Raw genomic sequence first — 15,171 nt, 5'->3', positions numbered from 1 at the left:
GGGAACTGTAGTGCCGAAGAAGCTGATCCTGCCGTACCTGTGCCTGCTCTACTTCATCAACTACCTGGACCGGGTCAACATCGGGTTCGCCGGGCCGAACGGCATGTCGGAGGAGCTCCAGCTCACCGCGACGGTGTTCGGGTTCGCCTCCGGCGTGTTCTTCCTCGGCTACCTGCTGCTGGAGGTGCCCAGCAACCTGGCGCTGCACCGGTTCGGCGCCCGCAGGTGGATCGCGCGGATCATGATCAGCTGGGGTGTGCTGGCGAGCGCGATGGCGTTCGTGCCCAACGGGACCGTGCTGATCGTGCTGCGGTTCCTGCTGGGTGTGGCGGAGGCCGGGTTCTTCCCCGGGATCATCCTGTACCTGACGTACTGGTACCCGCAGGAGGACCGGGCGAAGGTCGTCGCGATGTTCATGGTCGCGGTGCCGATCTCGACGGCGCTGGGCGCCACGCTCAGCGGGCTGCTGATCCAGTGGACGGACTGGCGCACGATGTTCCTGGTCGAGGGGCTGCCCGCCATCGCGCTGGCGTTCGTCACCTGGTTCTGGCTGCCGGACAAGCCGGAGGAGGCCGTCGAGCAGCCCGCGGAGGAGCACTGGCCGCTGCGCAAGGCGCTCACGCACCCGCGAATCCTGGCGTTGAGCTTCGTGTACTTCGGCATCGTGTACGGCCTGTACACGCTGGGGTTCTTCTTGCCGACGATCATCAAGGGCCTCGCGCCGGGTGCGGGCGTCGTCGAACGCGGGCTGATCAACGCCATCCCGTACGTCCTCGGCGCGGTCGCCATGGTCCTGTGGGCCAGGCACGGCGACCGCACCGGGGAGCGGAAGTGGCACGTCGCCGCGCCGATGCTGCTCGGTGGCGCGGCGATCCCCGTGGCGCTGCACCTGGAGCACCCCGTCGCGGCGATGGTGGCGGTCTCGGTGTGCGCCATCGGCGTCTGCGCCGCCCTGCCCACGTTCTGGGCGCTGCCCACGAGCTTCCTGGGCGGCACGGCGGCGGCCGGCGGGATCGCGTTGATCAACTCGCTGGGCAACGTGAGCGGGTTCGCCGCGCCCTACGTCACCGGGTGGCTGCGCGACCTCACCGGGACGCAGAAGACCGGCCTGTGGGTCGTCGGCATCACGATGGTCAGCGCAGCGGTGGTGGCGCTGGTTCAGCGGGCGGGCACGGAGAAGGTGTAGAGCGCCTCGTAGTGCACGGACGTCTGGGCGCCCTCGGTGCAGCCGCCCGCGGGTGCGACGCCGCCCTTGGTGGCGAGCCGCTGCACGTAGCTGACGCCGGAGAACACGCCGGTGCCCCTGGTGGACTTGGCCTGCAGCAACAGTTCGGGAACAGCGCCCTGCACCTCGTTGCGGGCACCGTCGACCGGGGCGGCCTCGACCGCGCTGCCGTCCACGGTGGACACCCAGATCGGGCCGCGGCTGTGCAGGCCCACGGCCCGGCCGAGCCGGTCGGCCAGGGTGGCGGCGGGTTCCAGGCCCTTCCACGCACCTGCCGTGCAGCTGTAGGTCTGCACGCCCTTGGCGTAGAACTTGGCGGCGAGCCGGTGACCGGGCGGGACCTGGACCGCGGGTGCGGTCCGCACGGCGGAGTCACCGAGGAGGTCCGGGGTCGGCGCGGCGGTGGAGCCCACGCCTCCCGCGAGGATGCCCAGGAGGGTCGACGAGACCAGGACCAAGCCAGCACGTTTCATCACACCGTGGGCTACGGGCCGGTTTCCGGGCCGGTTCAGTACCGTCTCAGCCGGTGGCACGGCCACCCGTCACGGGACGGGTGGCCGCACCGGTCGGCCTCGGGTCAGTCACAGATCTTGCGACGGTCCTTGCGCCACACCACCGCGACGGACGGACGCGGCTGGGACGTGCCGCCGTCCGGCCAGTGCGACAGCGGGTTGTTCGCCGACGCCCCGTCGATCTCACCGGGGTGCTGCACCGACACCAGGACGAAGTCCTCGGTGATGACCGGGCCGCAGGTCTCCGCACCCCGCGGCACGGTGAGGAACTGCTTCACCTGACCGCGGCGCTTGCCCTCGACCGGCACCGCGAACAGGCCGTCGTTGGAGCCCAGCGCGTTGCCGTCCGTGGAGATCCACAGGTTGCCGTGCGTGTCGAACGCGACGTTGTCCGGGCAGGAGATCGCGCTGACCTGGGACTTGTCGAACCCGCCGAAGTACGTGCCGGGGTCGTTGGGGTCACCGCAGACCAGCAGCAGCTTCCACGAGAACGTGGTCGCCGTGTTGTCGCTGCGGCGCTCCTCGATCTCCAGCACGTGGCCGTGCTTGTTGCCGTTGCGCGGGTTGATCTCGGTCGGGCCCTCCTTGCCGGCCTTGCCGCGGTCGGTGTTGTTGGTGAGCGCGGCGTAGATCCGGCGGTTGTGCGTCGAGGGCTCGACGTCCTCCGGGCGGTCCATCTTCGTGGCGCCCACCTTGTCGGCGGCCAGGCGCGTGAAGACGTAGACCTCCTCGGCGGTGAAGCCGGGCACGAACGACCTGTCGTTGTGCGCCAGCGGGATCCACTCGCCGGTGCCGTCGAACTCGCCGTCTGCGGGGAGCTTGCCGGTGCCGTCGATCTCGGCGGCCGGGCTGTCGCCGGAGAAGCGCGCGACGTACAGCGTTCCCTTGTCCAGCAACTGCTTGTTGTGCTCGCGGGCGCGCTTCGACTGGCCCTTCTGCATCTTCTCGTCGGAGACGAACTTGTACATGTAGTCGAAGCGCTCGTCGTCGCCCATGTACGCGACCACGCGGCCGTCCTTGGCGACGATGACGTTCGCGCCCTCGTGCTTGAAGCGGCCGAGCGCGGTGTGCTTGACCGGCGTCGAGTTCTTGTCCAGCGGGTCGATCTCGACGATCCAGCCGAAGCGGTTGGCCTCGTTGGGTTCCTGGGCCAGGTCGAAGCGCTTGTCGAAGCGCTCCCACTGGCGCAGGGTCGCGCCGCCGCTGATGCCGTAGCGGGCGAACTTGGCCTTCGTGTCCGGGTCGGTCACGGTGCCGCCGTTGGCGAAGTACTGGTTGAAGTTCTCCTCGCCGGACAGGATCGTGCCCCACGGCGTGACGCCACCGGCGCAGTTGTTCTGCGTGCCCAGCACCCTGCGGCCGGTCGGGTCGGCGGAGGTCTTCAGGTGCTTCGAGCCGGCGGCCGGGCCCTTCACCTCGAACGGCGTGGTGAGGGTGATGCGGCGGTTGTACTTCTTCTTGTCGTCCGGGCAGACGAAGAGCCGGCCGGTGCGCGGGTCGCGGTCGACCATCACGACCGACAGGCCGTGCGCGGCCCACGCGATCTTGGCGTGCTTCTCGGTGATCGTCGTGGACGACCAGTCCTTGAACATGAACGATTCGGTCGTGTACTCGTGGTTGCTCACCATGAGCCAGCTGTTGGGGTCGCCCGGCACCGGGACGAGGCCGCAGAAGTCGTTGTTGAAGCCGAACTGCTTGGCCTGCGCCTCCGGCGTCTGGTTGTCGAAGTCGAACTTCGGCGCGTCGTCCAGCACCGCGTCACCCCAGCGGATGACGACGTCCTGCTGGAACCCCTGCGGAACGCTGAGCTGGTCGAGGGTGTTGGGCGCCACCGGCTCGAAGTTGAGGCCGCCGGGGTCCTTGCCACCGCCGTGGCCCCGGCCGAGGGCCTCGGCGCCGGTGGGCGCCGGGGCAGCGGCGGCCGCACCGGAGAACGCCAGCGCGCCGGCACCGGCGGCGGCGACGACCGCACCGGCCTTCAGCATGCCGCGGCGACTCACGACCTCCTTGACGACGTCGCCGAAGTAGGCGTTGCGCGACGAGTTGGGCGCCTCGTGCGCACACGCGTTGCCGCAGCGGAACTCGCAGGTGACGGCCTGACGCCCGAGCGGGTGGTTCGTCGGGAGCAGGGGCAGCAGGCGGCGGCCCCGATCGGTGGGTGAGGACACGCAGGCCTCCGAGATCGGTCAGTGTGGGAACTGGCCGAACCTAAGAGCCCAACGAGATCGCCCGCCGTCCAGCAGGTGAACGGCAGGCGAACTCGTACTACTCCCGAAAGACCACGGCACGCAGGGTGATCAGCCGATCTCACCGAGCTGACGACGGCCCTTGCGCCACACCGCGACGACCGACGGGCGCGGCCGGCTCGTACCGCGGTCCGGCCAGTTCGAGACGGGCTTGTCGGCGCTCGCGCCGTCCACCTCACCGGGGTGCTGCACGCACACGGTGATGACCCGCTCGCCGATCACCGGGCCGCACGTCTCGGCGCCGCGCGGGACCGTGAGGAACAGCTTGAGGTGACCGCGTTCCGGACCCTCCAGCGGCACGCCGTAGAGGCCGTCGTTCAGCCCGTTGAGCTTGCCGTCGGCGTCCGTGGAGATCCACAGGTTGCCGAAGCGGTCGAACGCCACGTTGTCCGGACTGGAGATCGGGCTGACCTGGGACTTGTCGTACCCGCCGAAGTACGTGTTCGGGTCCTCGGGGAAGCCGCAGACCAGGAACAGGTCCCAGTCGAACGTCAGCGCGAGCGCGTCGCCCTTGCGCTCGGTCAGCTCCAGCACCTGCCCGTGCCGGTTGTTCACGCGCGGGTTCGGCTCGGTCGCGCCCTCCCTGCCGGGGGTGACGCCGCGTTCGACGTTGTTGCTGAGCGCGCAGTAGACGGTGCCGGTGCGCGGGTGGCACTCGATGTCCTCGGGGCGGTCCATCTTCGTCGCGCCGACCTTGTCCGCCGCGATGCGCGTGAAGACGTACACCTCCTCGGCGGTCATGCCCGGCACGAACGACCTGGTGCCCGCGGCCAGCGGAATCCACTCGCCGGTGCCGTCGAACCTGCCGTCGCTGGGCAGCTTGCCGGTGCCGTCGATCTCCGAGACCGGGCTGTCGCCGGTGAACCGCGCGACGTAGAGCGTGCCGTCGTCGAGCAGCGTCATGTTGTGCCGGCGCGCGGCCTTGCTCTTGCCGGGCTTCATCTTCCCGGTGGAGACGAACTTGTAGATGTACTCGAACCGCTCGTCGTCACCGGAGTACGCGACCACGCGGCCGTCCTCGGCGACGCGGATGTTCGCGGTCTCGTGCTTGAAGCGGCCGAGGTGCGTGTGCTTGACCGGCGTCGAGTCCGGGTCGTGCGGGTCGAGCTCGATGACCCAGCCGAACCTGTTGACCTCGTTGGGTTCCTGCGCGAGGTCCCAGCGCTTGTCGAAGCGCTCCCACTTGCGCGTGGTCGCCGTGCCGGTGACGCCGTAGCGGCTCAGCCGCGGGTCGTTGCGGGTGGCGGCGTTGGCGAAGTACTGGTTGAAGTTCTCCTCGCCGGACAGGATCGTGCCCCACGGCGTGACGCCGCCGGAGCAGTTGTTGATCGTGCCGAGGACCTTCCTGCCGGTGGGGTCGGCGGAGGTCTTCAGCAGGTCGCTGCCGGCGACCGGGCCGCGCACCTCGAACGGCGTGTTGAGGGTGATGCGGCGGTTGTACCTGCTGAACCGCGGCCGGTAGTGGCCGGAGAAGTACGACCGCTTGATCATGAACACCGACAGGCCGTGCGCGGCCCAGGCGATCTTGACCTGCTCCTCGGTGGGGTTGTTCGGGTCGTAGCCGCGGAACATGAACGGCTCGCTGGTGTACTCGTGGTTCGTGACCATGATCCCGCTCAGCTCCAGCGGGTCCAGCGGCAGGATCGCGGCGAAGTCGCAGTTGAAGCCGAACTGCTTCTCCTGCTTGGCGGCCGTCTGGTCGTCGAAGTCGAAGTCGGGGACGCCGGGGAACAGCGGGTCGCCCCAGCGGATCACGACCGCCTGCTCGTACCCCTCCGGGACGACGACCTCGTCCTTGGTGTTGACCTCGACCGGCGTGAAGTCGAGGCCCCTGGGCGGCCGGTGTCCCTGCGCCTCGGGCTGGGCGGCGGTGGTGACAACGTCGTCAGCGGCGGCGGCAGCGGTCGCGGGCAGTGCGACCGTCGCGGCGGCGGCGACCACGGCACCGGCCCTGAGGGCGGTGCGGCGGCTGACGAGGTCGCCGAAGTAGGGGTTGCCGGAGGTGTTCGGGACGTCGTGGAAGCACGCGTCCCCGCAGCGGTACTCGCATGTCACCGCTGCTCTGCCGATCCGGTGGTTGACGAGCGGCAGAGGGATCATGGTGGGGGCCTCCTACGGTCGGTTCGGGAACCGCGACCGACCGTAGTTCACCCTTCGTTAACCGACTAGCTGCTCACCGGCAATCACGACTTCCGTCGGTACCTCGTGCGTGTCCGTGCGGTTGAACGCCAGCAGCACCGCCGCGCCTGCGCACAGCACCGCCGCGACGACGAACGGCTGCGCGAGGTGGCTGACGAACGTCGCCGCCAGCGCGCCACCGAGCCAGCGCAGGAAGTTGTACCCGGCGCTCGCCACCGGCCGCGGCGCGTCGCTGACGCTCATCGCGGCGCCGGTGAACAGCGTGTTCAGCAGCCCGCTGACGACACCGCTGACGATCACGGCGACCACCAGCAGCGGCTTGCTCGGCACCGCCATCAGCAGCATCAGCGCGGCGAACGCGAGCACCGACCCGATGACCGCGCTCTTCTCACCGAAGCGGTCCGCGAGCCGCGGCGCGAGGAAGACGCTGGAGACGGCGACGCACACGCCCCAGCCGAAGAAGATGAGCCCGATCTCGACGGCACCCCACTGCAGCACGAACGGCGACCACGCCAGGACCGTGAAGAACGCGGCCGTGTAGAGCGCCGCGCCGATGGAGGTGCGCAGCAGAACGGGGTGCCGCAGCGCCTTGAGCGGGTCGAGCACGCCGATCTTCTGGCGTTCGTGGTGCGCGTCCCGAGCCAGGAACGTTGCACAAAGGACCAGTGCGACGGCCATGAGGACGGCGGTGCCGAGGAACGGCCCGCGCCACGAGAAGCTGCCGAGCAACGCCCCGAGCAGCGGCCCGACGCTCAGACCGAGCCCGAGCGCGGCCTCGTAGAGCAGGATCGCCCCCTTCTGCCCGCCGCTGGCCGCACCGACGATGACGCTGAGCGCGGTCGCGATGAAGAACGCGTTGCCGAGCCCCCAGACCGCGCGGAGACCGACGAGCTGACCGATGCTCCCCGCCGCCGAACACGCCAGCGTGGCGACCACGATCAGCGCGAGCCCGCCGACGAGCGTGCGCTTGGCCCCGAACCGCGCCGTCGCCGCGCCCGTGAAGAGCATCGCCACGACCTGCACGCCGAGGTAGGAGGAGAAGAGGAGGGTGACCTGCGACGGTGTTGCGTGCAGACCCTCTGCGATGGACAACAGGATCGGGTCCACGAGCCCGATCCCCATGAAGGCGATCACGGCTGCGAAAGCAGTGATCCACACCTGTTTGGGCTGAGCCTTGAAATTCACTTAGCTACCCTAACAGATTTACTTAGCATAGCGAAGTACAACGCGTCACAGTACGGTTCTCGTCGTGGAAGCGGTGATCTTCGACCTCGACGGCGTGCTGATCGACTCCGAGCAGGTGTGGGACGAGGTGCGCCGGGCATTCGCGGCGGCGCACGGCGGCACGTGGACCGCCGAGGCGACCAGGGCGATGCAGGGCATGTCGACACCCGAGTGGGGCGCCTACCTGGTGTCGCTGGGCGTCCGGCTGTCGGCGGACGAGGCCTCCGCCGGGGTGATCGCGGAGATGGAGAAGGCCTACGCGGCGCACCTGCCGGTGATCCCCGGCGCCGTGGACGCGGTCCGCTCGGTGGCGTCCCGTTTCCCGGTGGCGATCGCCTCGTCCGCGCCGGCCGTGCTGATCAGGGTGTTCCTGGACGTGACCGGGTTGCCGGTGCCCGTGGCGGTGTCGTCGGAGTCCTGCGCCGCCGGGAAGCCGTCGCCGGACGTGTACCTGCTGGCGGCTTCGCGGTTGGGCGTCGACCCGGCTCGTTGCTATGCCGTGGAGGACTCGACGAACGGGTTGAAGGCCGCGCTGGCGGCCGGGATGACCGTGCTGGCCGTGCCGAACCCGCACTTCCCGCCTGCGGAGGACGTGCTGGCCCAGGTGACGGTGCTGGAGTCGATCTCCGACCTGCCGGACGCGCTCGCGTAACCGGCCGCGGCGAACCCAGCGGTGACCGGCGCCCACCCGGCTAGACTCGCCCACTTTCAGGCAATTCGACCCGGCGTGTCGAACCTGTGTTCGATAGGATGTGACCGTGGTGGACCGGCGTGAACAGGCGGCGCTCCTGCTCGCACTGCGCGACAGCGGGCGTGGCTGGGCCGACGTCACGACCGCCGTGGAACAGGCCGGTTCCGCGCTGTCCGTCCTGGACGCGTTGCTCACCCCCGACCAGCCCACGCTGGACCACGTCCTCCCCGACGTGGCGGGCCGGCTGGAACTGGTCGAGAAGGAGATCGAGTCCTGGGCGGACGAGGGCATTCACCTCGTCACCGTGCTGGACGAGCAGTACCCGGCCCAGCTGCTCATGGTCCACCAGCGCCCGCCCTTCCTGACCTGCAGGGGTTTTCTCGATCCCGCCGACCAGCTCGGCGGGGCGAACGTGTGCACGACGTGCCGGCGCTCGACGGAGGGTTACGAGCGGTGCTGGCAGTGCAACCAGCACTTCAGGCAGCACGGGGACCAGCTCGCCGACGAGGTCGTGCCGATCTCGTTCGCGGAGAAGGACCACCAGCTCGCCCGAGCCCTCCACCAGTACAAGAACAACCAGTCCGCCGATGTGCGGCGGCGGTTCACCGATGAGCTCGCCTACGTCCTCGCGACCTTCCTGAGCCGGCACGAGACCTGCTGGGGCGTGTGCTCGACCTGGTGACGGTCGTCCCCACTTCTCAGGGGCGGACATCACCACTGGTCGACGCCCTCGGCCGGCGCATCACCCGGACACGGGGACGGTTCGCCGAGCTGCTCGTCTCCCGGTGCGAGAACGACCGGAGGATGCGGCCGGACTGCTACGAGGTCCTCACCGAGGTCGAGGGCCGCAGTGTCCTGCTGGTCGACGACACCTGGACGTCGGGAGCCAGCCTGCAGTCCGCGGCGGTGGCGTTGAAGCGCTCCGGCGCTGTCCGCGTGGTGGGCCTCGTCATCGGCAGACACCTCGACAGGCCGGCCCCGGCGGCACCGGCCGCGTTCGACTGGGACACGTGCGTGCTCTGCCAGCAGGTCTGATGCTCAGCACCAGAACCGGGCGCGGGTGTCTCGCACCGGTCGCCCGCGATGCCTAGCCTCGCGCTCATGACGCAACGAGTGGCTGTGGTGACCGGCACGGCGCAAGGCATGGGCCGGAGCATCGCCGAGGTGCTGCGCGCGGACGGGTTCACCGTCGTCGGGTTCGACCTGCGGGAGAGCGAGGGCGGGATCGTCGGCAACGTCGCCGACGCCCAGGACGTGCAGCGCCTCACCGAGCACGTCACGAGCACCTACGGGCGGGTGGACGTGCTGGTCAACAACGCGGGGATCGCCGGCATCGTGCCGTTCGAGGACACCACGCTGGAGCAGTGGCAGCAGATCATGGCGGTCAACCTGACCGGACCGTTCCTGCTCACGCAGGCGCTGGGCAAGGTGATGCTCGCGCAGCGCAGCGGCAGTGTCGTCAACATCGCGTCCGTCGCCGGGTTGCAGGGGGTGGCGGACCGGGCGGCGTACAACACGACGAAGCACGGGTTGATCGGGTTGACGCGCACGCTCGCCGTCGAGTGGGGCGGGCGGGGGATCAGGGTCAACGCGGTGTGCCCCGGCTGGGTCAAGACGGAGATGGACGTCGAGTCGCAGGCCGGCGGGTACTACGTGGACGACGACATCACGGACCACGTGCCGATGGGGCGGTTCGCGGCGCCGGACGACATCGCGCAGGCCGTGCGGTTCCTCGCGGGTGACGGCTCGAAGTACGTCAACGGGGTGGCGTTGCCGGTGGACGGCGGCTGGACCGCGGACGGCACCTGGCAGAGGCTGCGCCTCTCGAAGCGCTGAACGGCGTCTGCAAGTACCACCAACACCCGTGTTGGTGGTACTTGCAGACGACCGGACATCACTCGCCGCGGATGAAGGCCTCGACGGCCGCGTGGGCCTCGGAGTCCGAGTACTGCACGGGCGGGGACTTCATGAAGTACGACGACGCCGAGAGGATCGGGCCGCCGACACCGCGGTCCAGGGCGATCTTCGCGGCACGCACGGCGTCGATGATGATGCCCGCGGAGTTCGGGGAGTCCCAGACCTCCAGCTTGTACTCCAGGTTCAGCGGCACGTCGCCGAACGCGCGGCCCTCGAGGCGCACGTACGCCCACTTGCGGTCGTCGAGCCACGCCACGTAGTCGGACGGGCCGATGTGGACGTTGTCCTTGCCGATGTCGCGGGACAGCTGCGAGGTGACGGACTGGGTCTTGGAGACCTTCTTGGACTCCAGGCGCTCCAGCTCCTTCATGTTGAGGAAGTCCATGTTGCCGCCCACGTTCAGCTGCATGGTGCGGTCGAGCTGGACGCCGCGGTCCTCGAAGAGCTTGGCCAGCACGCGGTGCGTGATGGTGGCGCCGACCTGCGACTTGATGTCGTCACCCACGATCGGCACGCCGGCCGCGCGGAACTTCTCGGCCCACTCCGGGTCCGAGGCGATGAACACCGGCAGGGCGTTGACGAACGCCACACCCGCGTCGATCGCGCACTGGGCGTAGAAGCGGTCGGCCTCCTCCGAGCCCACGGGCAGGTACGAGACCAGCACGTCGACCTCGGCCTCGCGCAGCGCCGCGACCACGTCGACCGGCTCGGAGTCGGACTCCTCGATCGTCTCGCGGTAGAAGCGGCCGAGACCGTCGAACGTGTGCCCGCGCTGCACGACCACGCCCAGCGGCGGCACGTCCGCGATCTTGATCGTGTTGTTCTGGCTGGCCACGATCGCCTCGGCCAGGTCGACACCGACCTTCTTCGCGTCGACGTCGAACGCGGCGACGAACTCGACGTCGCGCACGTGGTAGTCGCCGAACTGCACGTGCATCAGGCCGGGCACGCGGGTGCTCGGGTCGGCGTCCCGGTAGTAGTGGACGCCCTGCACCAGCGACGCCGCGCAGTTGCCAACCCCGACGATGGCCACGCGAACGGTGCGGCGATTTCCGCCCATTGCCCAGTCCTCCTTGATCAACGGTGAGTACTACTCGTCCTGCTCGGACTGTTCGTGCGCGATGAGCTCGTTGAGCCACCGCACCTCGCGCTCCGTGCCCTCCAGGCCCAGCCGGTGCAGCTCACGGGTGTAGCGGTCGATCTGCTCACCCGTGCGCGTGAGCCGCTCCCGCAGCCCCTCCCTGCGTTCCTCGACACACCGCCGCCGGCCTTCCAGGATCCGGATCCTGACGTCGGCCGGCGTCCGCGAGAAGAACGCCAGGTGCACGCCGAACGAGTCGTCGTCCCAGGTCTGCGGACCCGCGTTGACGAGCATGTCGGCGAACCTCTCCTTGCCTTCCGGAGTGAGCTTGTAGACCTTGCGCGCCCGACGTCCCCAAGCAAGGGCCGACTCCTCCGGCCCTTCCTCCACGATCAGGCCCGCACGCTGGAGTCGCCGCAATGTTGGGTACAGCGATCCGTAGGAGAACGCGCGAAACGCTCCGAGCAGGTCGTGCAAGCGCTTGCGCAGCTCGTAGCCGTGCATGGGCGCCTCGTGCAGCAGGCCGAGCAGCGCGAACTCGAACACGAGTCACCTCCTCGCACCTGCACCGATAGGTGAGGTGATTATATCGACGCGATACATCGTGGACCCCTCTTCGTTGTGGGATGTGGCACACCGTGATACCGCCCCGGACCCTGCTGCCCTGAACGGCCCATCATCGGAAAGGACTCGGCACGTACTCTGGTCACGTGTTGACCCAACGGCAGGTCGTGGACTACTCGCTGCAGCGGCGTGCGCTGCTGGCCGAGGTCTACTCCGGCCGGACGGGCACCATGGAGGTCTGCGACGCGAGCCCCTACCTGCTCCGAGCTGCGAAGTTCCACGGCACGCAGACGGACGTGCCGTGCCCGGTGTGCCGCAAGGAACCGCTGACCCACGTGTCGTGGGTCTACGGTGACGAGCTGAAGCACGCGACCGGCTCGGCCCGCACAGCTGAAGAACTCGCGCGCATGGCAACCCTCTTCGACGAGTTCACCGTGTACGTGGTGGAAGTCTGTCGCACATGCAGTTGGAACCACCTGGTGCAGTCATACGTCCTGGGGAAGCGTGGGCTGGAAAAGCCACGCAGGAGGACTGCGGCGGAGTGAACCACCGGTGAGCCTGCTGCGAACGAAGTACGACCACCGAACCGTGTGCTGATGCACGCCGGTCTGGGAGGCCTTTTCACGTGAACGACCAGCATGATGACAGGCAGCGCGGCGGCGAGCCGCAGTGGCCGACCGGGGACGACCCGGACGGCGGCAGGCGCGATGCCCCGAATCAGCCGCGACCGGGCACTCCGCCCGGCGGTTTCGCACGCCCTCCCCAGGGTGGCACGCCGCCCGGTGGTTTCCCACAGCAGCAGCCCCCACGCCGCCCGAACGGACCAGGCGGACCCCAGGGCGCCCCTGGCGGGCCTCAGGGTGGTCCCGGCCGTCCGCAGGGCGGTCCCGGTGCACCTGGTCCCGGCAGCCCCGGCGGTCAAGGTCCTGGTGGTCCCGGTGGTCAGGGTCCAGGCGGTCCCGGCGGTCGTCCGCCCACGCCGCCCGGTGGCATGCCGGTCCCACCGCCTCCCGGCGCCCGCCGCCCCGGTGGCCCTGGCGCCCCCGGCGGCCCTGGTGGTCCCGCCGGCCCGCAGGGTGGTCCCGGCCGCCCCGGCGTTCCCCCGCGCAAGCCCGGTGAGGAGCGGACCACGCAGCTGCCCCCGGTCAACCGGCCGCCGGCGCAGCGCGAACCCGACCTGCTGACCCACCGCGAGCCCGACGACGAGTTCCTGCTCGCCGGCGCACCGGTCGACGACGACGAGTACTACGACGACGACGAGCCGGAGCTCACCGAGGAGGAGGAGCGCCGCCTGCGCAAGAAGAAGATCTGGAAGCGCGTCCGGATCGGTGCCTTCGTCGCGCTCGGACTGATGATCCTCGGTCCGGTGATCGCCGTCGCCGTGGCGTACCCGCTCGTGAACTGGCCGCGCCCGGACGAGATCGCGGCCGACCAGGACAAGACGATCACGCTGAAGTACTCCGACGGCTCGGAGATGGGCAAGATCACCTCGCCCGGTCAGAACCGCACGATGCTGACCTACGAGGAGATCCCGGACAACGTCAAGCACGCGGTGCTCGCCGCGGAGGACGCGAACTTCTACGAGAACCCCGGCTTCGACGCGAAGGCCATCGTCCGCGCCGTGTGGATCCAGGCGACCGGCGGCAGCTCGGGTGGTTCCGGCCTGACCCAGCAGTACATCAAGAAGGCCACGGGCAAAGAAGAAGCGACGCTGACCCGGAAGTTCACCGAGCTCGTCAAGGCCTACAAGATGAGCAACGAGTCGGATCACAACACGATCCTGACCGCGTACCTCAACACGGTGTACTTCGGTCGTGGCGCGAACGGCATGAAGGCCGCCGCCCAGGTCTACTACAAGAAGGAGATGAAGGACCTCACTCCTTCCGAGGCCGCCTACATCGCGGGCATGATCCAGCTGCCGTCGTACTCCGAGGACAAGGACCACGCGCAGGGGCGCTGGGAGTTCGTGATGGGGCAGATGCTCCAGAAGGGCTGGATCGACCAGGCCTACTACGACGCCCAGAAGGTCCCGGTCCCGCTGCCGTTCGAGGAGACCCAGCCGCAGAGCCTCGAGGGCCCGCTCGCCCGCGTGAGCCAGCAGGTCCAGAACGAGATCGACAGCGACATGGTCGGCCTGACCATGGAGCGCGCGCAGAAGGTCGGCGTCACCGTCCACACGACGGTCGACCCGAAGATGCAGAACGCCGCGGTCGAAGCGGTCAACGCCGTGATGAACGGCGAGGACCCCGACCTGCGCACCTCGCTCAGCGCGATCGACCCGACCACGGGCGCGGTCCGGGCGTACTACCCGGGCAAGGACGGCCTGAAGGGCATCGACTACGCGAAGGGCACGATCCAGGAGGCCGGCTCGTCGTTCAAGCCGTTCGACCTCGTGGCGGCCCTGAAGATCGGCAAGGGCATCGGCGACACCTACGACGGCACCTCGCCGCGCAAGATCGCCGGCGTCGAGATCCGCAACGCCTCCAGCAGCACCTGCGGCCCGCAGTGCCCGATCAAGCAGGCCATGAAGGAGTCGCTCAACACCGTGTTCTACGACATGGTGGCGAACGACACCGGCCCCAAGGCGGTCGCGGACGCGGCCCACGCGGCCGGCATCCCGGAGACGGTGCCGTACGACGGCAAGCCGTTCCAGACGCTCGTCGGCGAAGGCGGCGGTCCGCCCAACACCGGTATCTCCATCGGTGCGGACAACGCCCGCGTCCGTCCGTTCGACATGGCTTCGGCGTACGCGACCTTCGCCGCCCGCGGCATGTACCGCCCGCCGTTCTTCGTGACGAAGATCGAGGCGCCGAACGGCGACCTGCTCTACCAGCACGTGGACAAGAGCACGCCGGCGTTCGACCCGGTCGAGGAGAAGAGCCGCGACATCGCCGACAACGTCACCGAGACGTTGAAGGAGATCCCGACCGGCAAGATCGCGTGCGCGGCGAGCCGCCCCTGCGCCGGCAAGACCGGTACGCACGAGCTCCCCGAGAGCAAGGACCAGAACTCGAAGGCCTGGATGGTCGGCTACACGCCGCAGCTGTCCACCTCCGTGTGGGTCGGCAAGGACAAGGGCGACCAGCCGATCAGGGACCGGTCGGGCAAGCCGGTCTTCGGCTCGGGCCTGCCCGGTCTGATCTGGAAGAAGTTCATGGACGCCGCGCTGGACGGCTACCAGAAGGAGTCGTTCGCGAAGCCCAGGCCGCTCGGCAACTTCAACCCGCCGCCGCCGTCCAAGGCGCCGGTGTCGAACACCGCTCCGAGCACGCAGACGAACACGACGACCACCGAGCCGACGCGGACGCCGCCGACCAAGACGACCGACCCGGACAACGGCAACTGCGGCATCCTGCCGTGCCCGCCGTCGGGCACCAAGCCGACGACCACGAAGCCAGGACCCGGCAACCCCACGGGTGGCCGAGACCCTGGTGACACGTAGCAGTTCCGCTGTCCGACAGGAAGCGAAGGGGCCCGACGCACCGCCGTCGGGCCCCTTCGCCGTGAAGGGCGCGGTGTGCCCCGGCCCGGATGTTGACCACGGCGAAACGGTCTTGGCCGTAACATCCCGC

Annotated in this window: 13 protein-coding genes; 7 read left to right on the top strand and 6 right to left on the bottom strand. The window is 69.2% G+C overall.

What is annotated here, in order from left to right; genetic code table 11:
* Nucleotides 1-10: 10 nt before the first annotated feature.
* The gene (locus tag ACZ7CH_RS01360) at nt 11-1,186 is read left to right on the top strand and encodes an MFS transporter (RefSeq protein WP_360393939.1); all 1,176 of its coding nucleotides are present in this window, start codon (nt 11-13) and stop codon (nt 1,184-1,186) included.
* Here the strand turns inward: ACZ7CH_RS01360 and ACZ7CH_RS01355 are convergent.
* From ACZ7CH_RS01355 to ACZ7CH_RS01340, 4 genes are all read right to left on the bottom strand, one after another.
* A complete protein-coding gene (locus ACZ7CH_RS01355; protein ID WP_360393936.1) occupies nt 1,159-1,698 on the bottom strand; it encodes a DUF3455 domain-containing protein in 540 nt (179 codons plus the stop codon). The two genes, ACZ7CH_RS01360 and ACZ7CH_RS01355, sit on opposite strands and share 28 nt — an antisense overlap.
* A gap of 104 nt (nt 1,699-1,802) precedes the next feature.
* Nucleotides 1,803-3,905 (bottom strand): PhoX family protein, encoded by a 2,103-nt coding sequence (locus ACZ7CH_RS01350; RefSeq protein ID WP_470372924.1) that lies wholly within the window; start codon nt 3,903-3,905, stop codon nt 1,803-1,805.
* A 129-nt stretch (nt 3,906-4,034) separates the two neighbouring features.
* Nucleotides 4,035-6,083: a PhoX family protein gene (locus ACZ7CH_RS01345; protein WP_360393930.1), complete on the bottom strand. Its 2,049-nt coding sequence runs from the start codon at nt 6,081-6,083 to the stop codon at nt 4,035-4,037.
* A gap of 57 nt (nt 6,084-6,140) precedes the next feature.
* Nucleotides 6,141-7,307: an MFS transporter gene (locus tag ACZ7CH_RS01340; RefSeq protein ID WP_360393928.1), complete on the bottom strand. Its 1,167-nt coding sequence runs from the start codon at nt 7,305-7,307 to the stop codon at nt 6,141-6,143.
* A gap of 64 nt (nt 7,308-7,371) precedes the next feature.
* Between ACZ7CH_RS01340 and ACZ7CH_RS01335 the strand changes: the two genes are divergently transcribed.
* The 4 genes from ACZ7CH_RS01335 (at nt 7,372) to ACZ7CH_RS01320 (ending at nt 9,873) form a co-directional block, all read left to right on the top strand.
* Nucleotides 7,372-7,998: an HAD family hydrolase gene (locus tag ACZ7CH_RS01335; RefSeq protein WP_360393925.1), complete on the top strand. Its 627-nt coding sequence runs from the start codon at nt 7,372-7,374 to the stop codon at nt 7,996-7,998.
* 106 nt (nt 7,999-8,104) lie between these two features.
* Nucleotides 8,105-8,719 (top strand): hypothetical protein, encoded by a 615-nt coding sequence (locus tag ACZ7CH_RS01330; protein WP_470372923.1) that lies wholly within the window; start codon nt 8,105-8,107, stop codon nt 8,717-8,719.
* Complete coding sequence (locus ACZ7CH_RS01325) at nt 8,716-9,072, top strand: hypothetical protein (protein WP_470372922.1); 357 nt, start codon at nt 8,716-8,718, stop codon at nt 9,070-9,072. The genes ACZ7CH_RS01330 and ACZ7CH_RS01325 overlap by 4 nt, the downstream gene beginning before the upstream one ends.
* Nucleotides 9,073-9,138: 66 nt before the next feature.
* Nucleotides 9,139-9,873, top strand: a complete 735-nt coding sequence (locus ACZ7CH_RS01320; RefSeq protein WP_360393918.1) for an SDR family NAD(P)-dependent oxidoreductase — start codon at nt 9,139-9,141, stop codon at nt 9,871-9,873.
* A 58-nt stretch (nt 9,874-9,931) separates the two neighbouring features.
* Here ACZ7CH_RS01320 and ACZ7CH_RS01315 read toward each other — a convergent pair whose 3' ends face one another.
* Both ACZ7CH_RS01315 and ACZ7CH_RS01310 read right to left on the bottom strand, forming a co-directional pair.
* Nucleotides 9,932-11,014 (bottom strand): inositol-3-phosphate synthase, encoded by a 1,083-nt coding sequence (locus ACZ7CH_RS01315; protein WP_360393915.1) that lies wholly within the window; start codon nt 11,012-11,014, stop codon nt 9,932-9,934.
* A 30-nt stretch (nt 11,015-11,044) separates the two neighbouring features.
* A complete protein-coding gene (locus tag ACZ7CH_RS01310) occupies nt 11,045-11,581 on the bottom strand; it encodes a PadR family transcriptional regulator (RefSeq protein ID WP_360393912.1) in 537 nt (178 codons plus the stop codon).
* Between the two features lie 164 nt (nt 11,582-11,745).
* Between ACZ7CH_RS01310 and ACZ7CH_RS01305 the strand changes: the two genes are divergently transcribed.
* Together ACZ7CH_RS01305 and ACZ7CH_RS01300 are read left to right on the top strand one after the other, a co-directional pair.
* Nucleotides 11,746-12,144: a DUF5318 domain-containing protein gene (locus ACZ7CH_RS01305; protein WP_360393909.1), complete on the top strand. Its 399-nt coding sequence runs from the start codon at nt 11,746-11,748 to the stop codon at nt 12,142-12,144.
* A 446-nt stretch (nt 12,145-12,590) separates the two neighbouring features.
* On the top strand, nt 12,591-15,041 hold the full coding sequence (locus tag ACZ7CH_RS01300) for a transglycosylase domain-containing protein (protein WP_470372921.1): 2,451 nt from the start codon (nt 12,591-12,593) through the stop codon (nt 15,039-15,041).
* The last annotated feature ends 130 nt before the right edge of the window (nt 15,042-15,171 follow it).

Source organism: Lentzea sp. NPDC037011 (assembly GCF_055607425.1).
This window is presented reverse-complemented; position numbering and strand designations above follow the sequence as displayed.